Below are 25,327 nucleotides of genomic sequence, written 5' to 3'. Positions count from 1 at the left end.
AGGGCTATGCCTCGCAACCCTCGGCATCGACCTTGGCAGTGACCTCCTCGCGGATCCTTGCCTCCTCGACGGCAAGGCGCTCCTTTACGGCTGAGTCGATCTTCGCCCTGCGGCGAGCCTCGGCCGTGGCGTCGTTCGCGTCGTCCACGATGCTCTGGGTCTCGGCCGTCACGGCGGCGTCGACCTTCATCGCGCAGGTGGCAACGGCGACGGCACCCTTGTGGAGCAGCCCCGTGCTCGCGAGCTTTGCGACCGTCCCTGCGACGGCGGCACCCCCGACGGCGAACCAGATGTGATGAGCGTGCATGACTACTCCCTCTCTCTCGTGGCACAAGGTCGCCTTGGTTGACATTGTGCAGCAGTCATTCCTCTCGTACGCTAAGGCAGCGTCGAGAGAATTCACAACTCCGAGAGGATGCACCGCTCCAATCGGACGCGCTACTTGGACGGTCTTCTGGGGAGTGTGCCGTTCTGACCCGCGAGAGGTGTCCGTGCGACGATGCTCCGAGGCAGACCTCAGGCCATGTGGCGCGCCCTCCAGACGCTGGGAGAGCAGCCCATGCAGGCGGAGAAGGCACGGGAGAACTTGGACGGGTTGGAGTAGCCCACGGCTGCCGCGACCTCGGAGACGCCCAGCCGGCCGTCCCCCAAAAGCTCCGCCGCACGCCTCATGCGCTGCCTGCGGTACCAGGAATAGACGGGACTGCCGAAGGTCTCGCGGAAGGACTGCTTGAGCACGGTGGGTGAGCTTTCGCAATGCTCCGCCAGCTGCTCGATGGTGAGCGGCGTGGAGAGGTCGCGCATGAGCTCGCCCTGGGCGCGATAGGCGATCTGCCGATGCGACTGGCGGACGGGCGGACGGCTGACGGAGCCCGTGAGCTCGATGTGCGAGAGGAGACGAAGCAGCTCCACGACCTTGAGCCTGAGGTAGCCCTCACGACCCCGCTCCGGGGCGCCGTTCAGCTCGAAGAGCACATGGACGAGCTCGGGATGCCCGTCCAGGGAGGCCACCGTGGTGCCCATGCGGGAAAGAAGAGCCAGGCCCTCGGCATCCACGCCGAACTCGGCGAGCGCCTCTCCCTCCTCCCGCGCGATGCGCCCCAGGTCAAGCAGCAGGACGATGCCCCCTAGCTTGCGCAGCTGCAGGGGATGGACGCCTTCTCCCCTTCCGCGAAGCGCCAGGAGCGTCTTGGACCGGGGCGACGAGGACGAGGCGCACCTGGGATGGGCGGGGCGGATGCCTTCCTTGCAATAGATGAGGAGGAGCTCCCCGTCACTCCAGCGAAGGCAGGAGTCCGCGGCGTTCGTCCCCTTCGCGAGGGGGCTCGAGATGGCGAGACGGGCGCCCCTCAGGGGCTCGAAGACCTCGACCGACCTCTGCGTCCGCTCCATTTCCGCTCTCTCCTCGTTCATGAGAAGGCGCGCCACCCACCTTCCAGGCAGGCGGCGCGCCTTGGCTTGCAGTCTGGGGTCACGCGAAACCCCGTCGTGCCCGCGATGCGGGCGGGTCTAGGACTAGGCCACGTCCTCCGCAAGGCTGTCCAGAATCTTCTCGTCCTTCTTGTCCCACTTGGGGGCCGGGCGGAAGAGCTGGAAGAGCATGGCCGCGAGCAGCACGAAGGCGATCACGGTCCAGATGCCGAAGCTCCCGAAGACGACCAGCTCGTAGAACTGGTTGATGAACAGGCCGATCACCCAGCCGAAGACGCACTCGTAGGCGATGGCGAAGGCCGTCCACCAGCCGGAGTTCATCTGGCGACGAATGGTGCCCATGGCGGCGAAGCAGGGCGCGCAGAGCATGTTGAACGCCACGAACGCGCACATGGCACCGACGTGGAGCGTGCCGGCGACGGTGAACATCCCGGCGAAGCCCTGCCACATGCTCACGGAGTTCTCGGTTGCGCCGCCCAGGCCGTAGAGGACGCCGAAGGTGGAGACCAGGTTCTCCTTGGCGATCAGGGCAGAGATGGACGCCGCAGTGGCCTGCCAGTTGCCAAATCCCAGGGGAAGGAAGATCCAGCCCAGGGCGCCACCCACACCGGCGAGGATGGAGTAGTCCATGTAGTTCTCGGGGACACCCTCCATGCCGGAGAGGAAGCCGAAGGCGCCGTCGCCGCCGTCCCAGCCCGCGATGCCGAAGTTGGAGAGGAACCAGATGCCCACGGCAGCCGCGAAGATGATGGTGCCAGCCTTCTTGACGTAGGAGGCGACGCGCTCCCACACGTGCAGCGCCCAGGAACGGATGCTGGGGAAGTGGTAGTCGGGGAGCTCCATCACGAAGGGGACGGGCTCGCCCTCGAAGGGCTTGGTCTTCTTGAGCATGATGGCCGAGACGATGATGGCGACGATGCCCAGGAAGTAGAACATGGGGGCGACCCACCACATGTCGGAGCCGCCGGCGAGCACGCCCATGACCAGGGCGATGATGGGCAGCTTGGCCGAGCAGGGGATCATGGTCGTGAGCATGGCCGTCATGCGGCGGTCGCGCTCGTTCTCGATCGTCTTGGTGGCGAGGACGCCGGGGACGCCGCAGCCGGAGGAGACGATCATGGGGATGAAGGACTTGCCCGAGAGGCCGAAGCGGCGGAAGACGCGGTCCATGACGAAGGCGACGCGGCTCATGTAGCCGCAGTCCTCGAGGAAGCAGAGCATCACGAAGAGGACGAAAATCTGGGGGATGAAGCCCAGGACCGAGCCCACGCCGCCGATGACGCCGTCTACCACGAGGCCCTTGACGAGGTCGGAGGTGCCAGCCGCCTCGAGCGCGTTGGTCGCGGCGGTGGGGATGGAGTCCACGAAGCTGCCGAAGTCGTGCTCGTCGGGCTCGGCAGCCTTGCCCTCGAGGGCGGCCGCGAAGCCGGCGGCGTCCACCTTGTCGATCACCTGGAGCTTCTGGCCCTCGGCGAGCACCGGCTCGCCGTCGCTGGTCTCCTCGGTGATGGCCTCGTCGTCGGTGTCGACGAAGTTGCCGTCGTCGTCGTGCACGGGGACGTCGGTGGCGACGACCTTGGCCTTCTCGGCCGCAGCCTGGAAGTCGGCGATGGTCGCCTCGTCCTCGGCGGTGGGCTCCTCCGCGGCGATGGCGTCCGCGACGCCATCGGTGTTGACGCCGGCCTTCTCTGCGGCGGCGAGATAGCCGTCGATCTGGTCGGCGTAGTGGTTGGAGGACCACTCCTCCTTGGCCTCGTCGAAGGCGGCCTGCGACTGGCCGCTCAAGAAGAAGCCATCGGAGAAGAGGTTGTCGTTGACCCAGTCGGTCCAGCTGGTGCCGATGGTGGAGATGGCGATGTAGTAGACCAGGATCATGATGGCCGCGAAGATGGGAAGGCCCAGAACGCGGTTGGTCACGATGCGGTCGATCTTCTGCGAGGTGGTGAGCTTCTTGGGGGCCTTCTTGACGCAGGCGTCCATGACCGTGGCGATCCAGTCGTAGCGGTCGGAGGTGATGATGGACTCGCTGTCGTCGTCACGGTCGTCCTCGATGGCCTTGATGGCCTTCTCGGCGGATGCGAGGACGTCCTTGCCGAGGTTCAGCGGCTGGATGGCCTCGGCATCGCGCTCGAAGACCTTGATGGCATACCAGCGAACGAGCTCGGCGGGGCAGGCATCCTTGATGAGGCCCGCGATGGTCTGCAGGGCGGACTCGACCTCGGCGGAGAAGCACTTGACGCCCTCTGCGGGCTTGCCGGCCTTGGAGGCGTCGAGGGAGGCGTTGACCAGCTCGTCGAGGTTCTTGTTGTGCAGGGCGGAGACCTCGACCACGGGAACGCCCAGCATCTGGGACAGCTTCTTGGAGTCGATGACGTCGCCACGCTCCTTGAGCAGGTCGCACATGTTGAGGCCCACGACGGCGGGACGGCCCGCCTCGAGGACCTGGGTGGTGAGGTAGAGGTTGCGCTCGAGGTTGGTGACGTCGATCAGGTTGATCACGGCATCGGGACGGTCATTGACCACGTAGTCACGCGAGACGACCTCCTCGGGGGAATAGGGGGAGAGCGAGTAGATGCCGGGAAGGTCGACGAAGGTGACGTCGTGGTTGGCCTTCCAGGTGGCCATCTTCTTCTCTACCGTGACGCCGGGCCAGTTGCCGACGTAGCCGTTCGAGCCGGTGAGCTCGTTGAACAGCGTTGTCTTGCCGCAGTTGGGGTTACCAGCCAGGGCGATGTTGATCTTGTCTGCCATTCCTTGCCTTTCCTGCTACGTGTCCGGAGTTATTCTCGGCTTACCTTTGCTACCTGAAGACTCACATTTGTTAGTTTTAGGTAACTCGCTCGGCCAGAAAAAAGGGGCCGTGCCCCGGGGAAGCTACTCCTTGGCTATGTCCACGACCTCGATGCACGCCGCCTCGTCCTTGCGCAGCGAGAGCTCGTAGCCGCGGATGGTGCACTCGATGGGGTCCCCCAGCGGCGCGACCTTGTGGACCAGGACCTTGGTGCCCTTGGTGAGGCCCATGTCCATGATGCGGCGCTTGATCGCCCCCGCACCGGTGAGCTTGGAGACGGTACAGCTCTCGCCGACCTTCACGTCCCTCAGACTTGCCATTCTTCCCCCTTAGAAAAACAGGCCGGGCGATGCCCGGCGCCAATACCCCCCGTTGTCTTGCTAGCAGGTGGCGATCTTCATGGCCATGTCGCGCCCGATGCCGAAGGTAGCCCCCTTGACGCTCACGAGGACGTCGCCGTTCACGCGCGAGACGACCTTCACGGAGGCACCCTGCACGAAGCCGAGCTCGGCGAGATGCTGCCTGAGCTCCTGGCTGCCACGGACGCGGGCGACGGTGACCGTCTCGCCTTCCGAGACCATCGAGAGGGGCAGCTGTGCCCCGACCACGCGCACTCCTGCGGTGCTCGTCATGCTCGTGCCATCCACAACGCTTCCATCCATCAGACGCTCCCCCACCCGGGTCCCGCCCGTTTGGGCTACGGACCACAAGTTTATGCTAGCTAACACGCTATTGTAGAGATTTTTGGCAACTGGGGAAGCCAAAGCTAACAAATTTTTTGGGAAGGGGAAATCATGGCAAAACATACACATTGGATCCTGTTGGCCTGGATGCGAAGCCCAGCTCAGACTGGGTGACACGTCGGCCCGCGAGGTCCGACCGGAGCCATTGCCCGTCATGGGACGAGAGGGACGACCTCCACGGCCCGTCCCTCTCGCCTCATGAGCCCTTGCCCTCGTGGCACGCCACGGGTCATCGCGCACCGCCGTCCGACAGGATCAGCCCGTGTTCTGCAGGCCGGCGGAGACCCCGGAGACGGTGCAGAGAATCAGATAGATGAAGCGCTCGCGCTCCTCGGGAGTGAGCGCCTCCCCCTTGTTGCGCAGGGTGTCCAGCGCGCGCACCTGCGCCAGCGAGAGGACGTTGACGAAGGGCAGGCGCATGCGGATGACGGGACCCAGGACGCGACGGCTCTGGAGGGGCCACTCGTTGCCGGTGATGGCGAGCACCCACTTGCGAGTGAGGCGCATCTCGTCCAGGACCTTCTCGTTAAGGTCGGGACGATTGGCGAGGTCGAGGTACATCTGGGCGATGCGGTCGTCGGTCTTGGCGAGCGACATCTCGATGTTGTCGACGAAGGTCGTGAAGAGGGGCCACTCGGCGTAGGCCTCCTTCAGGCGGGCGAGGTCGCCGAAGCTCTCGCAGGCGCTGCCCAGCCCGTACCAGGCGGCGAGGTTGGTGCGCGCCTGAGACCAGGAGAAAATCCAGGGGATGGTGCGGAGGTCGGCCAGGGACTTGGCTCCCAGGCCGCGCTTGGCCGGACGGCTGCCTATGGGCATGAGGCCGATCTCGGCCAGGGGGGTCACGACGCCGAACCACTCTGCGAAGCCCTCGCTGTTGAGGAGGTCGAGGTAGCGCTCGCGCGAGGCCCGGTCGAGCGCCGTGGCGACGTCGGCGTACTTGGCCGTGGTCTCGGTGTTGACGTACTCGATGGAGGGGGAGCTTTGGAGCAGCGTCGCTCCGGCGACCGACTCCACGTGGCGGCGTGCCAGGGTGGGGTCCCCGTAGCGGGCGAAGATGACCTCGCCCTGCTCGGTGAGCTTGAAGTGGCAGTTGACCGAGCCCTTGGGCTGCGAGAGGACGGCGCGGTTCGCGGGGCCGCCGCCGCGTCCCACCGCGCCGCCGCGGCCGTGCATCAGCACGAGGTCGATGTTGTTCTCCTCCGCCCACTTGGCGATGCGCGCCTGGGTGGCGTGCAGGACCAGGGTGGCAGAGGTGGGGCCGGCGTCCTTGGAGGAGTCGGAGTAGCCCAGCATGACCTCGAGCCTGCGGCCGGTCTGGCGGAGCCTGCGCTGCACGTCGGGAAGCTCGATGACCTCGTTGAGGGTGTCGATGGCGTTCTCGAGGTCCTCCACCTGCTCGAAGAGGGGAATCACGTCGAGGGTGGGGACGTCCTCCTCGTGGGCGAAGGCGAGGCGGGCCAGCTCGTAGACGTCGGCCACGTTCTGTGCGCTCTGGGTGAACGAGATGATGTAGCGGCGAGCGGCCTTGACGCCGTTCTTGCGCTGGATGGAGCCGATGGCGCGGAAGGTGTCCAGGACCTCGCGGGTCATGGGAGCGAGCTCGCCGCGCTCGCCCCAGCGGCCGTGTGCGCGGATGTCCTCGAGGGCGCGGCTGTGGACCAGCGAGTGCTGGCGAAACTCCATCTCCACCAGGTGGAAACCGAAGGTCTGGGCCTGCCAGATGAGGTTCTGGACGGGTCCGTAGGCAGTGCGCACTGCGCCAGCCTTGGCGAGGGAGCGCTGCACCACCATGAGGTCGGCGACGTACTCCTCCGCGTTGGCGTACATGACGTCGGCCGTGCGGGTGATGGTCGCCCTCAGGCGGTTTGCCATGACGATCATCACGGCGCGGTGGAGCTCGGAGGCGCTCACGTCCTGGGCGCGCTTTGTGAGCGACTCGCTCATCTCGACCTGGTGGCTCCAGAGGTTGAGCAGCTCGGAGGAGGGCCTGGTCGACGCGGCGTCCAGGGTGATATTCCGGCCCGTGACCTGCGTGGCATCGGCAAGGGTCTCGAGCATGTGGACGCGGAACTTCTCGCTCACCTTGCGGCTCACCTTGGCGGTTACGTTGGGGTTGCCGTCACGGTCGGAGCCGATCCAGCTGCCGGGATGGAAGAAGGCGGGGCAGATGGGCGGGACGGTGCCGGCCTTCTCGCCCAGCTCCCAGTCGTCGAAGCGGCGGTAGACCTCGGGAACCATGTCGAAGAGGGTGTTGTCGAAGATGTCAATGACGGTGTCGGCCTCCTCGACGGGAGTCGGCTTCTTGATGCCGATGGGCGAGGTGCGGAAGAGCGCGTCGATCTCTTGCAGCATGCGACGCTCGTTCTCGGCCAGGGACGCGCCGCCCAGGCGGGGACGCTCCTCGAGCAGGCCTGCGATGCGGCGGATCTTGCCCTCGACGGCCTTGCGACGTGCCTCGGTGGGATGCGCGGTGAAGACCGGGTGGAACTCGAGGCGGTCGAGCAGGGCCATGGCCTTGCCGGTGCCGCACTCGTCCACGAGCTGGCGATATGCGACGGTCAGGTCGTTGATGGTGTCCTCGCGCTCGCTGGTCGAAATGGCGCTCTCCCGCGCACGCAGGGAGCCGACGCGGTAGTTCTCCTCGCAGACGTTGGCGAGGTGGAAGTAGGCCGCGAAGGCCCGCATGACCAGGGTTGCCTTCTCCACGGGCAGCGAGTCGATGATGCGCACCGCGTCGCGGAAGGCGTTCATCTCGACCTCGTTGGTGCCAGGCTCGTAGGAGTTCGCCTTGATAGTGTCGACGAGCAGCGCGTCGAAGGTCGCGCGCAGGTCGCTGTCGTACTCGCCAAGTACCTTGCGCACCAGGCGCAGGAAGAGCGCCATGTTGTCCTTGAGCCCGTCGGGAACCTCGACCTCGGAGAGCGCCTCGCGGGCGGCAGCCCACTCGAGCTCTGCCTCGCTTGCGGAGGGTCGGACAGAACCCTGCCCGCCCTCCTTCAGTCTATCCAGCTCAGACACCGTACCTCCCCCTGGGCCAACGTCGCGGGCGCCGGCCTCGAGCCTCTTGTGCCAAAGAATCGCACACCATACTTTAGCCGGCGGGTGTATGCCGAGGATGTAGCCGACCGCAGCGAAACCCAATCTTCACGCGCAGGACGGGATACAATCGCCAGGGCGAACGCGTGGCACGGGATGCGCGCCGAGCGTCCGAGCAGGCGACGAACCAAGCGAACAGGATGTGCGAGGCACTGCATGACCAACCCACTGGAGCGCATTCTTTCGGGCAGGAGCGATGCTGCGGGAAGGCGTCCCGGCGCGGGAGGGTCTCGCGGCGGGAGGGTGGCAAGGACTCCCCTCGTCGTGCGCCTCGCCAACGACTGGTGGGATCGACTCATCTCGTCCGTGTGGTCGGGGTCGCTCGCAGACCAGACCGCACGCTACGCCGCCCACCGCACCCGCAGCGACTACCTCTTCAACAGTCTGGGCCTAGGGCTCTGGGGAGTGCTCTTCCCCCTGCTCACCGTCATCGCGACCCAGCTCGCGGGAACAGAGGCGGCGGGTCGCTTCTCCATGGCCTTCGTCATCGCCAACCTCCTGCAGTTCGTGGGGACCTATGGCGTGCGCACCTACCAGGTCTCCGACGTGGACGAGGCTGAGTCGTTTGGCTCGTACCAGCTCCAGAGGGCCGCGAGCTGTCTGCTCATGGTTGGGGTGGCCTGGCTCTGGTGCCTGGTCAAGGGCTACTCGGGCGAGATGCTCTCGATCTGCGTGGGTACCTTCGCCTTCCGCCTGGTCGACTCGCTCGCAGACGTGTACGAGGGACGGCTCCAGCAATGTGACAAGCTCTGGCTGGCTGGCGTCTCCCAGGCGCTGCGCTGCGGCGTGTCCATGCTCGCCTTCACCGTGGCGCTGCTCGTCACGCATGACGTCGCGGTGGCAAGCCTTGCGCTTGCCGGGGCGGCAGGGGTCTCGCTCCTGCTGGTGAGCCTTCCCCTCGCCCTGCTCGAGACCCCTCGCTCGCGTGGGGTCCGCCTCGTGGAGCTGCGAGAGATCTTCGTCGAATGCGCACCAGCCTTCGCGGCGCAGTTTCTCTTCGTACTCATCGAGTCTGTGCCGAAGTTCGCCATGGAGGGGGCGCTAGCATACGAGAACCAGCTCTTCTTCAACGCCATCTACTTCCCCGCCCAGGGCATAGCCATGACCGTGGGGCTGGTGTACAAGCCCCAGCTCGTGAGGCTCTCCAACATCTGGTCCGAGCCCAACCACCGGGGACGCTTCGACCTCATCGTGATTGCCGTGGCGGGCGTCGCCGCGGCCCTGACCGCCGGCACCCTCCTTTTCAACGCCGCCTTCGGCGTGCCCCTCCTGAAAATCCTCTACGGGACCGACTTCGAGCCGATGCGCAACCAGCTGTACCTGATGGTCCTCGCGGGGGGGATGTCGGCGGTCGTGGACTTCCTCTACCAGATCATCACCGTGCTGCGCCGCCAGGAGCTCGTCACCAGAAGCTACGCGCTCACCTTCGCACTCTCGGTCGTGTTGAGCGTGGCGCTGGTGGCGACGCTCGGGTTCAATGGTGCGGTCTGGGCCTACTTCGCCTCGATGGCCACCCTCTTCGGCATGCTCGTGGTCCAGTACGTCCTGCTCCGCGTGAGGGGCTAGAAGGGGGCTGACCGACGCCAACCGCACGCGCCCGGGAATCTTCACCAGACTTCCCCACGCCCTTGTCAGGAGCCTCATCAGACCGCTCTGCCCGCGACATCCCCAAGTGCTATGACAAAAAAGACATTCCATCTGCGCTCCCCGTTCGCCACGCACCAATCGTCAAACGCCCCGCACTCGATTCCCAACGAGAGTGGTTTCGACTTCAACGATTGTGCGAAGTTCGCTGCCGGAGAACATGGGCAAATGGACGTGTTCTCCGATTGTGTAAAAGAATTCTGTGGCTCATTGCCAAGTTGAGCTAATCATCCTTACACAATCGTCAATCACATCCAGAATCATCCATTTTTCCTGTCCGTTGTTTACACTAACGCCATTTAGGTTTCTTGCACCTTGAAAAGCTCGCGGCAGCACTTGCGACACCGAAGTTTCCAGTCAGGGGGGCCAACGGGATGAATCTGGTAATCACGGGAAAAGTGGGAGTGGCGCTCCTTCGCGCCGCTCGCCTGAGGTCCGACCTCGGCCTGGCACCAGCCACGCTCCAGGCGGTGCCTCCCGTCGACGCAAGCGGCCGAGACGTGATGGGGCACAGCGGGGTCAGGGAACTCGTTGCCCCCCTGTTTGCGGCCGAGGACCCAGCAATCGGCATCAGGGTCGCATCAAGCAAGGAGCGCATTCTTGTTCGTGGCCTCAGTTGCAGCGTCACCGAGGGCGAGCTGTTGCCAAACTCGCTCCTGCGCGTCTGTGACACCAGGACCCCCTTTCTCGACAGTCCCATAAGGGGCGTCAACGTCTATGTGGACGCCCCCGGGCTCATGCTCCTAGGACGAGCCTCCGAACTGAACCAGCTCGTTTCATCGGGAAGGATGAGCAATCTTTCCGCGACTGCCGAGCTCATGGGCCTGGGCTGCGAGCTCTGCGGCACATACTCCTTTGAGCCAGGGCACGACGGCGGGTGTGGGTTTGGCCTGGACCCCCTTGCCACCTCCTCGGAGGTGTCTTCGTACCTAGCCGCGAGCAGGGGGAGGCACGGAGCGAAGCTGGCTCGACAGGCGGCGAAGATGATCCTCGATGGCTCCGCCTCCCCCATGGAGTCCATCCTGGGGCTGATGCTCTCGAACCCACCGCGCTATGGGGGAGTGAGCCTGACCTTTGGGGCGCTCAACAGGCCCATCGACCTCTCGAACGACCCAAGGGGGCTGCTGATGCATCGCAGCATGAGGCCTGACATCCGATTTGACCGCTTTGGGATCTCGCTCGAATACAACGGCCGCGATTCCCATGCGCAAGAGCGGAGCATGCGAGACGACAAGCTGCGCATCGAGGACTATTCCACCATGGGCGACACGCTCTTCATCCTTCGTAGCGAAGACCTGAGGGATACGTCCTCCCTCGAGAGAACCCTCGCCCGCATCGCAAACGCAATTGACGCCAAGGGCCACAGGACAGAGGCGAGGAGGGTGCTGCGGCTGCTTGACGACCCCGCACGGCACGCCATCCGGGCAGAGGTGTTGGGATCCCTGCTTGCCCAATCCAGACTACGAGTCGCGTCGGTCAACAGACGGGAGACAAGGCGCGTCAAGAGGAAGAGGCATGCCAGGCTTCCCGGCAACAAGGAGCCGGGTCCCGCCAGCTGACGGGTCCCATGGCCAAGCGGCCTTGGCTCTTGCGAGACTCTGGCCTACTCCTGCGCCGCGACCGGACGCCCGGACTCGTCCAGCCCCATGTAGCGCAGCATGCCGACGACCGCCCTCTTGGCCCCCTCGACGGAGTGCACCACCGTCTTGGGGCCGTTCACCACGTCACCCGCGGCGAAGACGCCCTCGACCGTGGTCATGCAGTCGTCATCCACCACCAGGGTCCCCCGCTCCGTGCCCCTGAGTCCCTGGGTGGTGAGGATCAGCTTGTCCTTGGGCACCTGCGAGACGCAGAAGATCACCGTGTCACACTCCACCTGAACGAGTTCGTCGCTCATGTCGATGACTTGCCCCTCCTCGTCTAGGATCGAGCGGCGGAACACCGGCCCCCTGTCGTTGATCGACTCGATGGACTGCCCGTAGACGATCTGCGCGCCATCGAGTTGCGCAAGCTCCACCTCGTCAGAGTTTGCCGAGACGCCACCCCAGTTGGAATACAGCGTCACGCGACGCGCCCCCTGGCGAATCGCCGTGCGCGCCACGTCCATGGCGACGTTGCCCACGCCGATGACGGCGACGTCCTGGCCGATCTCACAGACCTCGGGGTTGACCAGGTAGTCGATTCCGAAGAAGACGTTGCCGCGCGCCTGCCCCTTGATGCCCAGGGTCTTTGCGCGCCAGGCGCCAGTGCCCACGAAGACGCCGTCGTAGCCGTCACGCAGGAGGTCGTCGAGCTTCAGCGCGCCGCCAATCGTCGTGTTGGGACGCACGAGCACGCCCAGGCGATCGAGCAGCGCACGATAGCGGTCGATGATGGAGTTGGGTAGCCTGAACTCGGGGATGCCGTAACGCAGCACGCCGCCGATCTCCATCTTCTGCTCGAAGATCGTGACGTCGCAGCCAAGGGTGGCAAGTTGGATGGCAACCGTGAGACTCGCGGGACCGGAGCCCACCACGGCGACGTGGCGTCCGTTGCGCTCAGGCAGCTCGTCCGGCCCCATGCGGTCCAGGTATGCGTCGGAGATGTAGTCCTCGATGGCCGAGAAGTGGATCGGGGTGCCCTTGCGCCCCCGAATGCAATGCCCCTCGCACTGCGCGCTGTGGTTGCACACCAGCGCGCACACCACGCTCATGGGGTTGTTCTCGAAGAGGGTCCTGCCCGCCTCCTCCATCCTGCGCTCGCGAAACATCTGAATCACCTGGGGGATGGCCGTATGGACCGGGCATCCCTCCTGACAGAGGGGCCTCTTGCAGTTGAGACAGCGGTCTGCCTCCTCGACTATGTGCAGCGCCAATTCGAACCTCTCCCTTTGTGTCATCTGTGCGCCCCCGCCCCCCGGCAGGATGGCGCGCGTGCTAACCCCAGATTCCGCCACGGGAGAGATGAGGTCAAGCGAGAACGACGTGCTGCCCCTCTGCACTCGTGGGCACAGGCGGGCTAGACCGCGGACCGACCCAAGAGGAAGGCCCGGACCGCCGACTCGGCGGCAAAGGGCACGCTCCTCTCCACGCCCCTCATGCAGTCCTCGAGCGAGCATGGCTCGTGGACGCAGGGAACGACGAGGTCGACTCCCTGCGCGTACGCGGCCTCGAGCTCGTCGGAGCAGCTTCCCACCACCGCGACCACCGGCTTGCCCTGCGCCTTCGCACGACGTGCCACGCCGACCGGCGCCTTCCCGCAGGCGGACTGGGCGTCCATCCTTCCCTCGCCGGTGATGACGAGGTCAACCCCCGCAAGCGCCTGGTCGATGCCGACGGCATCCAGAACGAGCTCGATGCCACGTCCCGGCCTGGCGTCGGCGAGCGCCATGAGGCAAGCGCCCAGGCCTCCGGCAGCACCGGCGCCCTCCACAGCCGCGACGTCCCTGCTGCAGACGCGATGCAGGAGCTCGCCCCATCCGCTCATCCACCCGTCATAACGGTCGAGCTCGCGTGGGTCCAGCCCCTTCTGGGGTCCGAACACCCTCACCGCCCCAGCGGAGCCAACGAGCGGGTTGGTGACGTCGAGCAGGAGCTCCATGTCCACCTCCCCAAGGCGCGGGTCCAAGCCCGAGACGTCCAGCGACTCCACGCGCACGAGCCCTGCGAGGCCCTCCTCGACGGGCATGCCGTAGCGGTCGAGGAGCCTGGCCCCGAGCGCCTTGGCGAGTCCTGCGCCGCCGTCGCTGGTGGCACTGCCGCCCAGGCCGACAAGCACCCTCCGCGCGTCCTGGTCCAGTGCGTCAAGCAGCAGCTGCCCCAGGCCGAAGCTCGAGGCGGCAAGGGCGGAGGCGGGGCTGCGGTCGGAGAGGCCGATGCCTATGGCCTCCGCCGCCTCGAGCACGGCGCACCCGTCGTCCAGCAGCGCATAGCGCGCGTCGACGGGCACGCCCAAGGGTCCCCTGACCTCGAGGTGTCGCAACCTGCCACTCCGAGCGGCAAGCAGGGCGTCGATGGTTCCCTCTCCCCCGTCCGCGATGGGCAGGCAAAAGACGCGTGCGTCAGGATCTACCCGACGCACGCCTCTCTCGACGAGCTCTGCGATTGTCCTGCTCGACGCCGAGCCCTTGAAGGAGTCGGACGCCACCAGCACGCTCAGCGACATGGACGACGACCTCCCGTCGGCCTCGGTTCCCGAGACGCCCTAGAAGGAGCAGCCGCCCCCGATGGTGCAGACGCCGCCCGCAGGCGCCGCCTCGTCAGCGGAGGTTGCCCCCACTGCAAACTCCTTGGCCAGATAGGCCACGATGTCGCCAGACTCGTACAGGGGGGCGCCGTCGATGAAGAGGCAGGGCACCTGCCTCTCGCCGCCCACCTCGACGAGGTGGTTGAGGTCCTCCTCGCTGCGGCTGATGTTGTGCAGGGGCAGCTCGATGCCGTTCTTCTCCATGAACGAGAGGACCTTGTGGCAGAAGGGACAACCGTCCTTGATGTAGAGCTCGAGCGTCTTTTCAGCCATAACGGACTCGCTTTCTTCGCATGCGGCGGATGGGACCGCGCCTTGTCTCTGATAAGAGTCATATACCCCAAGCGGAGTCGTGCGAAGCACCGGGCATGGGGTCGGTCGTCCCTCCTTCAACGGCGCCCGCTCACGGCAAGGCCTAGGAGACGAGCATCCTGCCCAGGGCGATCCCGCAACCCACGGCAAAAAGGCAGCTCGCCACGTTGGCGACGACGTTGAACGCGGCTCCGGCCCAGTTGCCGGAAGAGACGAGCTGGAAGGTCTCGTTGGAGAAGGTGGAAAAGGTGGAGAGGCCGCCGCAGAGGCCCACCGCCAGGAAGAGCCGCAGCCTCTCGGGCATCGGGGCGGCAAGGCCCACCCCGGTGACCAGGCCGATGAGCAGGGCAGCGAGCAGGTTGGCGACCAGCGTGCCCGCGGGCAGCGACGGGGCGACCCCCTTGAGCCACACACCCAGCTACCAGCGTCCCAGGCTGCCCAGGAAGCCTCCCAGGCCAACCGCAAGTGCCTCCATGGCACACCTCCATAGCAAAGGGGCGGATGGATGGCCCACCCGCCCCGAAGACACAGAATGACAAGGGCTGACGCGACTCTCGCCACCCCGGAGAGCAGGGCTAGAGGAGCCTCAGCGAGACCTCCTTGAGCTGGCGGTCGCTGACCTCGCCGGGCGCGTCGCTCATGAGGTCGGAGCCCGAGGTGGTCTTGGGGAAGGCCATGACGTCGCGGATGGAGTCGGAGCCGGCCAGCAGCATGCAGACGCGGTCGAGGCCCAGAGCGAAGCCACCCATGGGGGGCGCGCCGAACTCGAGGGCCTCCATCAGGAAGCCGAACTGCTCCTTGGCGCGCTCGTCATCGAAGCCCAGCAGGCGCAGGATCCGCATCTGCAGCTCGGCGTCGTGGATGCGCATGCCGCCGCCGCCCGCCTCGAAGCCGTCCATGACGAAGTCGTAGGTGTGCGAGCCGATGGAGAGGACCTCGTCGCGGTCCTCGCTCGCAAGCAGGCCGAGCTGGTCCTCGATTGGCTGGGTGAAGGGTTGGTGCTCCGCCGCGAAGGCGTTGCGCTCCTCGTCCCAGTGGAAGAGGGGGAAGTCGACGACCCAGAGGAAGTCGTGACCCTCGCGCGGCAGGTCGAGGGCGTCGGCCATGTGGTTGCGCATGCCGCCCAGGATCTGGTCGGCCTCGAGGCGGCTGCCCACCGCAAAGAGCACGAGGTCGCCCGGCTCGACGGCGAGCTCCTCGCGAACGCCCTGGAGCTCCTCATCCGAGAGGAACTTCGCAATGGGGCTCTTCAGGCTGCCGTCCTCATGGAAGGCGAGGTAGGCCAGGCCCTTGGCGCCGAAGCCCGCCGCGACCTCGGAGAGGCGGTCGATCTTGGAGCGTGCCCAGCTGCCCGCACCCTTGGCGCAGATGGCCTTGACGTGGGCCTTGGGGTCGGCGGCGGCACTCGCGAAGAGCTTGAACTTCGAGGCCGAGAAGACCTCGCTCACGTCGTGGATCTCCATCCCGATGCGAGTGTCGGGCTTGTCGCTGCCATAGCGGTCCATGGCGTCCCAGTAGCCGATGCGCCGCAGGGGGAGCTCCATCCTGACCCCGACCTTGGAGAAGGCGTCGGCCAGGACCTCCTCGAGCTCGCCCATGACGTCGTCCTGCTCGACGAAGCTCATCTCGATGTCCACCTGCGTGAACTCGGGCTGGCGGTCGGCGCGAAGGTCCTCGTCACGGAAGCACTTGGCGACCTGGTAGTAGCGCTCGACGCCACCCACCATGAGCAGCTGCTTCAGGAGCTGCGGGGACTGCGGCAGGGCGTAGAAATGGCCCGGTTGGGTACGGCTGGGCACCAGGAAGTCACGGGCTCCCTCGGGGGTCGACTTGAAGAGCGCGGGGGTCTCGACCTCCATGAACTCGCGGCCGTGCAGGGCCTCGCGCAGGGCGAAGGTGAAGTCGGAGCGCAGGCGCAGGCGCCCCATCATGCTGGGCCGGCGCAGGTCGAGGTAGCGGTAGCGCAGGCGGATGTCCTCGGAGATGTCGAGCTGGTCCTCGATCTGGAAGGCGGGGGTCTTGGAGCGGTTGAGAACCTCGATGCTCGCGGCCAGGACCTCGATCTGGCCGGTCGCCACCTTCTTGTTCGCCTCGGGACGCTCGCGCACGACGCCCTGGACCTTGATGGGCCACTCGGGACGGATGGCCTCCGCCACGTGGAAGGCATCGCCGCCCGCGTGGTCGGGGTCGAACGAGACCTGCGTCAGGCCCTCGCGGTCGCGCAGGTCGACGAAGACCATGCCGCCGTGGTCGCGACGGTGCCAGACCCAGCCCGTGAGGGTGACCTCGCAGCCGATGTCGGAGGTGCGGAGCTCGCCGCAGGTGTGGGTGTGCATGCTGTGTGAGTCCATGGGTTCCTCTCGCCTCTTCCGCCCCGTGCCGTTGCGGGCGGACCTACAGATGACGGCGTCCCGGCGTAGACGGCGCCAGCGCGCGCAACACGCCAGTCTAGCAGCATCGGGCCACACCGTGGCCGCTAGTTGCCCGATGCGCCACCACGCCCGCACGCAGGCGGCGGAGCGCGCGTGTCATGAACGAAGCAGCGATGCGAGCCCACCGGCTCAGCGGAGGTAGTAGACGAACGAGTCGATCCTCTCGTCGATGCCGGCACTGAACGTGCCCGCGATCCGTGAGTGCGGTGCGGGTCTTGCGACCTTTTGCCTGCGTGCCAGCCAAAAAATTAGGTTATGGTAACTCTCATCACTTGACCACCTTGTTGCCATGGCAATGCGCCCTCGCGACGCAAGGGAGAAAGACAGTCTTAAGCTTTGCTTATTTCTCTTCCCAGGTCGTTGCCACGGGCCGGGGGGTCAGGTAGATTTCTGATTTAATTACCACCCATGATCCGTGCGAGCACATGCAACGCGTGACGCCTTGCGGCGTCCTGTGCGGAATGGAGCAAAGATGCCTCTAGACGATTCCACCGACTCGAACACCAGCCGGCCCGGAGCTCCCAAGAGCCCCCTGGGAGAGGATGCGCGGCAGCCCGCCGCCCATCTCGGGCAGACCGCCCGGGTGGACCTCCCGGACATCCCTCCGGTCATCGGTGCCGCAGGAACCGATGACGGCGACGTCGACGCGGAGCTCGAGCGCCAGACCGCCCTCGCCATGCAGAAGGCCAAGGAGCGTCGTGCCAAGCGCAGGCGCAAGCGCCTCGTCAAGGTGGGCGTCGCCGTAGGTATCGTTGCCGTCATCGCAGGCGGCATCGCCATCTCCAGGCAGCTCGCGGCGCAGGGGGCACAGCAGGCGACCCCCATAACGGCACCCGTCACAAAGCAGGACTTCTCGAGCACGGTGAGCGCCTCGGGCAAGGCGCAGCCCCTCTCGTCCACCATCGTCACCCCCGAGGTCGACGGCATCATAGAGGACGTGCAGGTGAAGGAGGGCTCGGTGGTGAGCGAGGGCGACGTGCTCTTCACCCTCAAGAACGACTCCCTCGACAAGGCAGTGCGCGAGGCGTCGCAGCAGGTGAGAAGCGCCCAGAACGGCGTCAACAGCGCCCAGACCACCCTCGACAACGCCTGGGACTCCTACAACAAGGCGCTTGACGCATGGAACAGCGCCCCGGACGCCGAGACCCAGAAGGGCATGACCCATCCCGACCAGGTGTACGCCGAGGTCGAGAGCGCCCAGTCCAGCCTCGAGGGCGCACGCATCTCGCTCGAGGGCGCGAACGACGCCTACAACGAGGCCGTGGCCAACACGTCCAAGCGGACGGTCAAGGCTCCCTGCTCCGGCAGCGTAGTGGCGGTCAACGCGGTGGCAGGTGCCTCTGCGGGAGGGACCGCCGGCGGCACCGGGCAGGCTGGCTCCGGTCCTTTGGTGCAAATCGCCGACGTCTCCCAGATGACGGTCACCGCCCAGGTCAACGAGGTCGACATCTCGAAGCTCGCCGTCGGCCAGAAGGCGAGCGTGAGCTTCTCGGCCCTCCCCGAGCTCAACATGGAGGGCGAGGTTACCCGCATCGCCACCGTCTCGACCGGAAGCGGCGACAGCGGCGGGAGCGGCTACGGCGTGGTCACCTATTCGGTGGAGGTGCTCATCCCCAGCCCCGACCCGAGCCTCAAGCCAGGCATGACGGCAAACGCCACCATAACCACCCAGAGCATCCCCAACGCCCTGACCGTCCCGGCGACCGCCCTCACCCCCGGGGAGGGAGACACGTGCACGGTCGAGGTCGTCAAGCTCTCGGACGACGGCTCCAGCATCGCATCGAGCGAGAAGCGCGAGGTCAAGGTCGTCGCACAGAACTCCAGTGACGCCGTGGTGGAGGGCCTCAAGGAGGGCGAGCTCGTCCTCCTGGGCACGAGCGGCGGAAGCTCCGACGACGACTCCGGAGCCATGGCCGGCGCCGGCATCATGTACTAGGGGCAACGATGGACCTCGTACTCGACGTTCGCGACATACACCGCATCTACGAGACCGAAGCGGGGCTGACCCATGCCCTGAGAGGCGTGTCGCTCCAGGTCAGGCGCGGCGAGTTCCTCTGCATCATGGGTCCCTCGGGCTCGGGCAAGTCGACCCTCATGAACACCCTGGGATGCCTTGACACCCCCACCTCCGGGACCTATCTCCTGGAGGGGACCGACGTGTCCACCCTGGACGACGACGAGCTGGCAGAGCTGCGCGCCACGCGCATCGGCTTCGTGTTCCAGTCGTTCAACCTGCTGCCCCGCTCCACGGTGCTGCGCAACGTCATGCTCCCGCTCATCTACTCGGACTGCCCCGTGCGCGAGCGAGAGGAGCGTGCCATCCGAGCGCTCGCCGCGGTCTCGCTTCCCGAGCAGTACTTCGACCACAAGTCCAACGAGCTCTCGGGCGGGCAGATGCAGCGCGTCGCCATCGCCCGCGCCCTGGTCAACGACCCGGCGCTCATCCTGGCAGACGAGCCGACCGGCAACCTCGACTCCGCCACGGGCGACATGGTCCTCGGGACCTTCCGCCGCCTGCGGGAGGAGGGGAAGACCATCGTGCTCATCACCCATGACCCAGAGGTGTCGGCCTGGGCCGACCGCACCGTCCACATCAGGGACGGCAGGCTCCTCACCGACGCGCAGGAGCGCGAGCTCGTCCGTCACAGCAGCACCGGAGGAAGGGGGCTCACGTGAGGGCACGCGACCTTGCCAGCGAGACCTGGGAGGCGCTCGACGCCAACCGGGGCCGCTCGCTTCTCACCGTGTTGGGCATCGTCATAGGGATCAGCGCCGTCATCGCCATGACCGCGCTGATTGGCGGCATCAAGAAGGCGCTGGTGAGCAGTTTGGGGCTGACACAGGCCAAGGCAGTGTACATCTCCGTCTACACGGGTGACCCCATTACCCAGCAGGACGTTGGCTACATCGCCCAGGCGCTTCCCGACTACGAGTTCGTCACGGGCATCTCGTACGGATCGGCGGACGTCACCACGCAGAAGAAGCAGACCAACGCCCAGGTGATGGGCGTCAGCCCCGAGTTCTTCCAGGCTCAGAGCAGACATGCCAGCTCGGGCAGGCTCGTCTCGTCCGATGACCTGGACAGGATGTCGACCGTCGTCGTCATAGACCAGAACGCCGTGGGCCTCCTCTTCGGCGACGCCGACGCGGAGGCGGTGGGAAGGACGGTCCGCCTGGGCAACGACGACTACACCGTCATCGGCGTGTTGCCCGCCACGGGGGCGGCGACAGGCAACGGCATCACGGTGTACGTCCCCCGCACCACCTGCTGCGCCCGCATCACCGGAAGCCAGACCGTCGACCAGATCGTGGCGTTTGCCCGCGACGGCGTGGACGTGGACCAGCTCGTGAAGTCGACCAAGTCCACACTCGAGGCCCACTACCACGTCCAACAGGACGCGAGCTCCGAGGGGGGGACGGGCGGCGGCATCATGGTCTATTCGATGAAGCAGATCGCAGACCAGCTCAACTCGACCATGCTCGCCTTCCAGCTGCTCATGACGACCGTCGCGAGCATCTCCCTCGTCGTGGGCGGCATAGGCATCATGAACATGATGCTCACCAACGTCACCGAGCGCATCCGCGAGATAGGCCTGCGAAAGGCGCTGGGCGCAAAGAGGTCCGACATCACCAAGCAATTCCTGCTCGAGTCGATCTGCCTCTGCCTCGCTGGCGGCGTCATCGGCATCGTCCTGGGCTATGCCGGCGCCTTCGGGCTGGCCAAGGTGGCAGGAGTGGGCATCATGAGCGGCATGGGGGGCTCCGGCGGCATCACGCCCGTCATAGAACCCACCGCCGTCACCCTGGCGACGAGCATCTGCGTCGCCATCGGCATCCTCTTCGGCTTCTATCCCGCCCGTCACGCCGCACGCCTGGACCCGGTGGAGTCCCTGCACTTCCAGTAGGAATCGCAGCGAGGGCGAACCGCCCCTCTCGCCCGCGAGCACCCCTTGGAGGCCCCCGCGACCGGCGCCCTGCCGGAGACGCGGGGGCCTCGCCTTGTGGCGGGACCTGGCGGTGGGCTCCTGCCCCACGTCGGGAGCCTATACTCAGGGCGGTAGGAGAAACCGCGGGACGCGGAGGAAGGCAGGGACATGGCATACGAGGCGGCCATCTTCGACCTGGACGGAACCCTGCTCGACACCCTCGACGACCTGCACGCCTCGGTCAACTTCGCCCTCGCCTCCGAGGGACTGCCCGCGCGCTCCCGGAGCGACGTGAGGGCCTTCCTGGGAAACGGCGTGGCCCGTCTCGTCCACCTGAGCGTCCCCGAGGGAACGCCCGAGGAGCAGGAGGCACGGGCGCTCGCGACCTTCCGCGAGCACTACGCCCGCCACAACGCCCAGCTGACGGCCCCCTACCCGCAGGTCGGGGAGCTGCTGCGCATCCTATCGGGCGAGGGGGTGCTGAGGGCCGTCGTGTCCAACAAGCCCGACTCGGCCGTCCAGGACCTGGTGGCGACCTACTTCGGCGGCCTCTTCGACGCGGTCGTGGGCGAGCGTCCCGACGTGAGGCGCAAGCCCGCACCCGACTCCCTCCTGGCGGTCATGTCCCAGCTGGGATGCCGGCCGGAGCGGGTGGTGTACGTAGGCGACTCCGAGGTGGACCTCCAGACGGCAAGGAACGCGGGCGTCGACTGCATCGCCGTGAGCTGGGGCTTCAGGGACGTGGGCTGGCTGCGCGCCCAGGGCGCCACCACGATCGTGTGCACGACCGAGGAGCTTGCCGAGGCCATCCTGTTCTGATGCCGAGGGGGCGTCATCCCTCGGCAGAGGGGTGGAGACGACACCAGGTTCGATGCAGGACCGACCAGAGGCCTTACGCCGACGGCAACCCCGCACCATTACGGCCTCGTGCCGGTGACGGGTCAAGCCTCCCCCACCCGCACGTCCCTAGGCCACGTTTGCCTAAAGCATCGCGAACCGGCGAATGGGAGCGGCCGCGGGGCGGTACTATTTTTTCAGCAGCACCGTTGGCAGTATTCCTTCGAGAAAGGATGCGATATGGGCAAGAAGGCAGCTGAGGAGCTCGAGATAAATTACGACGAGCTGGCCGATTACCTGCACAGCAACCACTCCGTGTACATGAAGGTCGACAACGACGTCTACTACCTCACCGACGTCAACTTCGAGGCGTGGCGCGCGCAGGACACCAGCCGGCGCAACTCAAAGAACCACTTCGTCGACTGCAGCGACCTCGTGCCGACCGTCGACGAGTTCCTCTCCCTTCCGTTCATGCACGGCAAGACCATCAAGGACGTCTTCGACTCCGCCAAGTTCTATGCCTCTGTGAGCGGCGTCAAGGAGCCCTAGGCCCCTCCCCTCGTTCGCGATAGCACGCATCGGACCGCGTCTGCCAGCTGGCAGCGCGGTCCTTTCTTGCGCGCGACCACAGCGGTCGGAAGGTCCCAAGGCCGACCGCGGGGGAAGCCTGCGGGCTGGATGCGCAGAACAGCAACGGACTGCGCGTCATTCTCGCCTGACCTGGACAAAGGCGAGAGGACCGCGCATTCCACGATTGGTCTGCGCGGCCCTCTCCCTTTCTTCTGGCGCTCCCTTTCTTCTGGCGCTCGAACCGGGCGGCCGCAGATGACGACCCCTAGCGCTTGGGCTCCTGCGCCTCGCGGCTCTCCGCGACCTCCAGGTCCTCGTCTTCCTTGGTGAAGCCCTTCTCGAGCATGGGAAGGAGCATGCGGTAGGAGTTCTCCGTCGCGTTCACGTGCGGGGACTTCTTGGCGTAGCGCTTGACCGCCGCCGCAGACTTGTTGATGGCCACGAGGGTGCCGGCGCCGGCGACGCATCCGCCTGGGCAGGCCATACCCTCGAGCAGGTAGCCAGGGTACTTGCCCTTCACGGCGTCCTTCATCATCTTGCGGCACTCGTCCAGGCCCTCCGCGTTGACGACGTTGACCACGCGGTCGGGGTAGCGACGATGAATGGCGTTGACGACGGCGTTCGCGACGCCGCCCGCCACGGCAAAGTTGCGGCCATCCGTGCTGGCAACGTCGAAGTCGCTCTTGTTGTCGTCCTCGAGGCTCAGGTAGTCGATGTCCTTTGAGGCCATCATGCCGGCCATCTCCTCGAAGGTGAGGACGAAGTCGACCTCGCTGCGCACGCTCCTGCGCATGGCCTCGAGCTTCTTGGCGGCACAGGGGCCCACGAAGACGATTTTGGCGTTGGGGTGCTGTGCGCGGATCATGCGGGCGGTGAGCGTCATGGGCGTGAGCGCCATGCTGACGCAGTTGGCATGCTCGGGGAACTCGCGCTTGGCCATGACCGACCAGGCGGGACAGCAGCTCGTGCCCATGAAGGGCAGCTTGTCGGGAACCTCCTCGAGGAAGTCCTCCGCCTCCTGCATGGTGCAGAGGTCGGCGCCCAGAGCAACCTCCTCCACGCCCGAGAAGCCCAGGAGCTTGAATGCCTCGCGCAGCTTGCCCACGTTGCCCTTGCCCCCGAACTGGCCCACGAACGAGGGGGCGACGGCGGCGATGACCTCCTGGCCCGAATGTATGGCCCAGATGACCTGGGCGATCTGACTCTTGTCGGCGATGGCGCCGAAGGGGCAGTTGACCAGGCACTGCCCGCAGCTCACGCACTTCTCGTAGTCGATGTCGGCGCGCCCGTGCTCGTCGGAGCCGATGGCGTTCATGCCGCAGGCGGCGGCGCAGGGACGAACGTGGTGATGGATGGCCTGGTAGGGGCAGGTCTTGGCGCACATGCCGCAGTGGATGCAGGCGTCCTGGTCGATGAACGCCCGCTTGTCCACGAACGAGATGGCGTTCTTGGGACAGATCTCTCGGCAGGGGTGGGCGAGGCAGCCCTGGCAGGTGTTGGTGACCTCGTAGACGTTGTCCTTGCACGCGTTGCAGGCGAACTTGATCACGTTGATCAGAGGAGGCTCGTAGTAGGCGAGGTCCGCCGTCTCGGCCTCCTTGAAGCCGTCCGAGATGCGTGCCGGGCGCTCGACGCCCTGCAGGGGAAGGCCCATGGCGAGGCGGATGCGCTCGCCGATGATGGCGCGCTCGAGGAAGACGCTCTCGCGGTAGGTCGCGACGTCGCCGGGGAGAATCTTGAACGGCAGCTCGTCGAAGGCATCGTCGATGTCGCTGTCGGTCTTGCCGGGGTCGTCCCCCATCGCGTAGCAGACCTTTGCCACCTCGCGGAAGACGTTGCGACGAATCTCGGTAAGGTTGGTGTACACGCCACGCATGCTGCCGGCCATAGGAACCTCTCTCGCGTGCGCCGGACGAACCGGCGTCCCCTCCTGAGCCGGCCCCCGCCGGCGTGCGCCCCATCGGGCTGCCCCACCAGTATGCATCAAAGCGAGAACCACGTGGACAGGCGGGCCACAGGCAGGCGTCCGCGAGGGTGCTAGCCGCGGCTGCGGAGCCAGAGGTCCTCTCCTGGGCGCCCCGCACAGGTGGCACGGCCGCCCCTCGGCCCTGTGCTAGCCGCGGCGGCGGAGCCAGAGGTCCTCTCCCTTGGGGAAGGCCTCCTCGAAGCGGGCGGGCCAGGCGGTCGAGAGGCGCAGGTGCTCGCCCGTCACGGGATGGTCGAGCTCCTCCTCGATGGCGTGCAGCATGAGCGAGGGCTCCGGACCCGCGTTGCGGCTCCGGGCACTGCGGGGAGTGGCGCGACCGGACCTGCTGCCATAGAGCACGTCCCCCACCAGGGGGAAGCCGAGTTGAGAGAGGTGGACGCGTATCTGGTGGCGACGTCCCGTCAGGAGTTCGACGGCCACGAGGGAGCGATGGCCGTCCGTGCCCAGCAGCCTCACGCGGGTGTGGGAGGGCTTGCCGCCGCGGCTCGCGCGCATGCGACGGGCGTCGTGGCGGTCGCGGCCCAGGGGGAGCTCGATGTCGCGCGTCCCTGTGGGAAAGCGCCCCTCCACCAGGGCGACGTAGCACTTGCGGATGCCACGCATGGCCACGAGGGCATCCAACCTGGGCTGGGTCATCTTGTCAAGCGAGAAGAGCACGAGTCCCGAGGTGTCGACGTCCAGCCTCTGGACGGGCTGCAGGCCACTGGCGTCCGTCCCCTGGGCCTCGAGGAGCTCGCGCAGATCGTCCGTGAGGGTGCGGGCGCCGCTGCCGTCGCCATGAACCAGGATGCCCTGGGGCTTGTCCACCGCGGCGAGCCACTGGTCCTGGTAGATGAGCTCGAGCTCTTTGCCCACGTTCCTCTCCCCTCCCGCCGGTCGGCCCCTGCCAGCTGGCGAGGGCACATCATCCGGCAAATCTCACCTGCCGGGTGCTAGACGTACATGCCTTTCATTTTTGTCGGTACATTCTTGACCACGATATACCGGCAAACGCGCCAAAATAACTCATATGACAATGATGTGATCTGTTTATCGGTCTTTCTCTGCCGACAAACAGGCAAGTTGAGCTACTACTGCACAGCGTCTTCTTGTTTGCCGGCAGGTCGTATCACCCCTCAGCCATGGACCACGGCGACATGAATTTTGGTAGAACTTGTGGACGAGCCTGACGCTTCGCCCCAAACTGCCAAACTCTCGCCAGTCGTGCGACCCTTCCAAGCTGCCCTCGGTTCCGTGAACGGTATGGGCCCAGCAGCATACCCTGCAGGCTGGTGCCAGCCATATGCAGGAAATCACCTGCTCAGAATCCTATTCTCTGGCAAAGCGAGCCGGTA

At 66.1% G+C, this 25,327-nt stretch carries 20 protein-coding genes; 7 read left to right on the top strand and 13 right to left on the bottom strand.

Features of this window, described 5'->3' with window-relative positions:
• Positions 1-4 precede the first annotated feature (4 nt).
• The 6 genes from HMPREF1868_RS01020 to HMPREF1868_RS00995 form a co-directional block, all read right to left on the bottom strand.
• A complete protein-coding gene (locus tag HMPREF1868_RS01020) occupies positions 5-307 on the bottom strand; it encodes a hypothetical protein (protein WP_009277928.1) in 303 nt (100 codons plus the stop codon).
• A gap of 209 nt (positions 308-516) precedes the next feature.
• Positions 517-1,392: a helix-turn-helix transcriptional regulator gene (locus tag HMPREF1868_RS01015; protein ID WP_009277929.1), complete on the bottom strand. Its 876-nt coding sequence runs from the start codon at positions 1,390-1,392 to the stop codon at positions 517-519.
• Between the two features lie 123 nt (positions 1,393-1,515).
• Entirely contained in the window at positions 1,516-4,182 is a 2,667-nt protein-coding gene (locus tag HMPREF1868_RS01010) for a ferrous iron transporter B (RefSeq protein ID WP_062529599.1), read from the bottom strand.
• A 123-nt stretch (positions 4,183-4,305) separates the two neighbouring features.
• Complete coding sequence (locus HMPREF1868_RS01005; protein ID WP_009277931.1) at positions 4,306-4,542, bottom strand: FeoA family protein; 237 nt, start codon at positions 4,540-4,542, stop codon at positions 4,306-4,308.
• A gap of 60 nt (positions 4,543-4,602) precedes the next feature.
• A complete protein-coding gene (locus HMPREF1868_RS01000; protein WP_231782223.1) occupies positions 4,603-4,884 on the bottom strand; it encodes a FeoA family protein in 282 nt (93 codons plus the stop codon).
• A gap of 336 nt (positions 4,885-5,220) precedes the next feature.
• Positions 5,221-7,983, bottom strand: a complete 2,763-nt coding sequence (locus HMPREF1868_RS00995) for a phosphoenolpyruvate carboxylase (RefSeq protein ID WP_062529596.1) — start codon at positions 7,981-7,983, stop codon at positions 5,221-5,223.
• Positions 7,984-8,217: 234 nt separating this feature from the next.
• On the opposite strand from HMPREF1868_RS00995, the gene HMPREF1868_RS00990 reads away from it, so the two are divergent.
• On the top strand, positions 8,218-9,627 hold the full coding sequence (locus tag HMPREF1868_RS00990) for a lipopolysaccharide biosynthesis protein (RefSeq protein ID WP_062529594.1): 1,410 nt from the start codon (positions 8,218-8,220) through the stop codon (positions 9,625-9,627).
• Positions 9,628-10,079: 452 nt separating this feature from the next.
• Positions 10,080-11,264, top strand: coding sequence for a hypothetical protein (locus HMPREF1868_RS00985; RefSeq protein WP_156439367.1), 1,185 nt, complete (start codon positions 10,080-10,082; stop codon positions 11,262-11,264).
• 44 nt (positions 11,265-11,308) lie between these two features.
• On the opposite strand, the gene HMPREF1868_RS00980 is transcribed toward HMPREF1868_RS00985, so the two are convergent.
• The 5 genes from HMPREF1868_RS00980 to aspS all read right to left on the bottom strand — a co-directional run bounded on the left by HMPREF1868_RS00980 (position 11,309) and on the right by aspS (position 16,592).
• Positions 11,309-12,559: an FAD-dependent oxidoreductase gene (locus HMPREF1868_RS00980; RefSeq protein WP_062529590.1), complete on the bottom strand. Its 1,251-nt coding sequence runs from the start codon at positions 12,557-12,559 to the stop codon at positions 11,309-11,311.
• Positions 12,560-12,702: 143 nt separating this feature from the next.
• The gene (locus HMPREF1868_RS00975; RefSeq protein ID WP_062529588.1) at positions 12,703-13,848 is read right to left on the bottom strand and encodes a glycerate kinase family protein; all 1,146 of its coding nucleotides are present in this window, start codon (positions 13,846-13,848) and stop codon (positions 12,703-12,705) included.
• 39 nt (positions 13,849-13,887) lie between these two features.
• Positions 13,888-14,202: a glutaredoxin family protein gene (locus tag HMPREF1868_RS00970; RefSeq protein ID WP_062529586.1), complete on the bottom strand. Its 315-nt coding sequence runs from the start codon at positions 14,200-14,202 to the stop codon at positions 13,888-13,890.
• 142 nt (positions 14,203-14,344) lie between these two features.
• Positions 14,345-14,653, bottom strand: a complete 309-nt coding sequence (locus HMPREF1868_RS00965; protein ID WP_231782222.1) for a fluoride efflux transporter FluC — start codon at positions 14,651-14,653, stop codon at positions 14,345-14,347.
• A gap of 163 nt (positions 14,654-14,816) precedes the next feature.
• Entirely contained in the window at positions 14,817-16,592 is a 1,776-nt protein-coding gene (aspS, locus tag HMPREF1868_RS00960; protein WP_062529584.1) for an aspartate--tRNA ligase, read from the bottom strand.
• Positions 16,593-17,145: 553 nt separating this feature from the next.
• Between aspS and HMPREF1868_RS00955 the strand changes: the two genes are divergently transcribed.
• From HMPREF1868_RS00955 to HMPREF1868_RS00935, 5 genes are all read left to right on the top strand, one after another.
• Positions 17,146-18,609 (top strand): efflux RND transporter periplasmic adaptor subunit, encoded by a 1,464-nt coding sequence (locus tag HMPREF1868_RS00955; RefSeq protein WP_009277941.1) that lies wholly within the window; start codon positions 17,146-17,148, stop codon positions 18,607-18,609.
• A gap of 8 nt (positions 18,610-18,617) precedes the next feature.
• On the top strand, positions 18,618-19,349 hold the full coding sequence (locus HMPREF1868_RS00950; RefSeq protein WP_062529582.1) for an ABC transporter ATP-binding protein: 732 nt from the start codon (positions 18,618-18,620) through the stop codon (positions 19,347-19,349).
• Positions 19,346-20,578 carry an ABC transporter permease gene (locus HMPREF1868_RS00945; RefSeq protein WP_009277943.1) on the top strand — a complete coding sequence of 411 codons (1,233 nt, stop codon included), beginning with the start codon at positions 19,346-19,348 and terminating at the stop codon, positions 20,576-20,578. Before HMPREF1868_RS00950 ends, HMPREF1868_RS00945 begins: the two co-directional genes overlap by 4 nt.
• A gap of 189 nt (positions 20,579-20,767) precedes the next feature.
• Positions 20,768-21,418, top strand: a complete 651-nt coding sequence (locus tag HMPREF1868_RS00940) for an HAD family hydrolase (protein WP_062529580.1) — start codon at positions 20,768-20,770, stop codon at positions 21,416-21,418.
• A gap of 258 nt (positions 21,419-21,676) precedes the next feature.
• Complete coding sequence (locus HMPREF1868_RS00935) at positions 21,677-21,985, top strand: hypothetical protein (protein WP_062529578.1); 309 nt, start codon at positions 21,677-21,679, stop codon at positions 21,983-21,985.
• A 286-nt stretch (positions 21,986-22,271) separates the two neighbouring features.
• On the opposite strand, the gene HMPREF1868_RS00930 is transcribed toward HMPREF1868_RS00935, so the two are convergent.
• Both HMPREF1868_RS00930 and HMPREF1868_RS00925 read right to left on the bottom strand, forming a co-directional pair.
• The gene (locus tag HMPREF1868_RS00930) at positions 22,272-23,894 is read right to left on the bottom strand and encodes a 4Fe-4S dicluster domain-containing protein (protein WP_062529576.1); all 1,623 of its coding nucleotides are present in this window, start codon (positions 23,892-23,894) and stop codon (positions 22,272-22,274) included.
• A 225-nt stretch (positions 23,895-24,119) separates the two neighbouring features.
• The gene (locus HMPREF1868_RS00925; protein WP_062529574.1) at positions 24,120-24,848 is read right to left on the bottom strand and encodes an RluA family pseudouridine synthase; all 729 of its coding nucleotides are present in this window, start codon (positions 24,846-24,848) and stop codon (positions 24,120-24,122) included.
• Positions 24,849-25,327 lie beyond the last annotated feature (479 nt).

Source organism: Olsenella sp. DNF00959, assembly GCF_001553055.1.
Taxonomy (GTDB): Bacteria; Actinomycetota; Coriobacteriia; order Coriobacteriales; family Atopobiaceae; genus Olsenella_I; species Olsenella_I phocaeensis.
The sequence above is the reverse complement of the archived record's forward strand: the minus strand, read 5'-3'. Positions and strand labels throughout refer to the sequence as shown.

Bases quoted from the DNA above. Each gene is read 5' to 3' on its own strand.
- HMPREF1868_RS01020 (WP_009277928.1), bottom strand. From the start codon at position 307: ATGCACGCTCATCACATCTGGTTCGCCGTCGGGGGTGCCGCCGTCGCA.
- HMPREF1868_RS01015 (WP_009277929.1), bottom strand. From the start codon at position 1,392: ATGGAGCGGACGCAGAGGTCGGTCGAGGTCTTCGAGCCCCTGAGGGGC.
- HMPREF1868_RS01010 (WP_062529599.1), bottom strand. From the start codon at position 4,182: ATGGCAGACAAGATCAACATCGCCCTGGCTGGTAACCCCAACTGCGGC.
- HMPREF1868_RS01005 (WP_009277931.1), bottom strand. From the start codon at position 4,542: ATGGCAAGTCTGAGGGACGTGAAGGTCGGCGAGAGCTGTACCGTCTCC.
- HMPREF1868_RS01000 (WP_231782223.1), bottom strand. From the start codon at position 4,884: ATGGATGGAAGCGTTGTGGATGGCACGAGCATGACGAGCACCGCAGGA.
- HMPREF1868_RS00990 (WP_062529594.1), top strand. From the start codon at position 8,218: ATGACCAACCCACTGGAGCGCATTCTTTCGGGCAGGAGCGATGCTGCG.
- HMPREF1868_RS00985 (WP_156439367.1), top strand. From the start codon at position 10,080: ATGAATCTGGTAATCACGGGAAAAGTGGGAGTGGCGCTCCTTCGCGCC.
- HMPREF1868_RS00975 (WP_062529588.1), bottom strand. From the start codon at position 13,848: ATGTCGCTGAGCGTGCTGGTGGCGTCCGACTCCTTCAAGGGCTCGGCG.
- HMPREF1868_RS00970 (WP_062529586.1), bottom strand. From the start codon at position 14,202: ATGGCTGAAAAGACGCTCGAGCTCTACATCAAGGACGGTTGTCCCTTC.
- aspS (WP_062529584.1), bottom strand. From the start codon at position 16,592: ATGGACTCACACAGCATGCACACCCACACCTGCGGCGAGCTCCGCACC.
- HMPREF1868_RS00955 (WP_009277941.1), top strand. From the start codon at position 17,146: ATGCCTCTAGACGATTCCACCGACTCGAACACCAGCCGGCCCGGAGCT.
- HMPREF1868_RS00950 (WP_062529582.1), top strand. From the start codon at position 18,618: ATGGACCTCGTACTCGACGTTCGCGACATACACCGCATCTACGAGACC.
- HMPREF1868_RS00940 (WP_062529580.1), top strand. From the start codon at position 20,768: ATGGCATACGAGGCGGCCATCTTCGACCTGGACGGAACCCTGCTCGAC.
- HMPREF1868_RS00935 (WP_062529578.1), top strand. From the start codon at position 21,677: ATGGGCAAGAAGGCAGCTGAGGAGCTCGAGATAAATTACGACGAGCTG.
- HMPREF1868_RS00930 (WP_062529576.1), bottom strand. From the start codon at position 23,894: ATGGCCGGCAGCATGCGTGGCGTGTACACCAACCTTACCGAGATTCGT.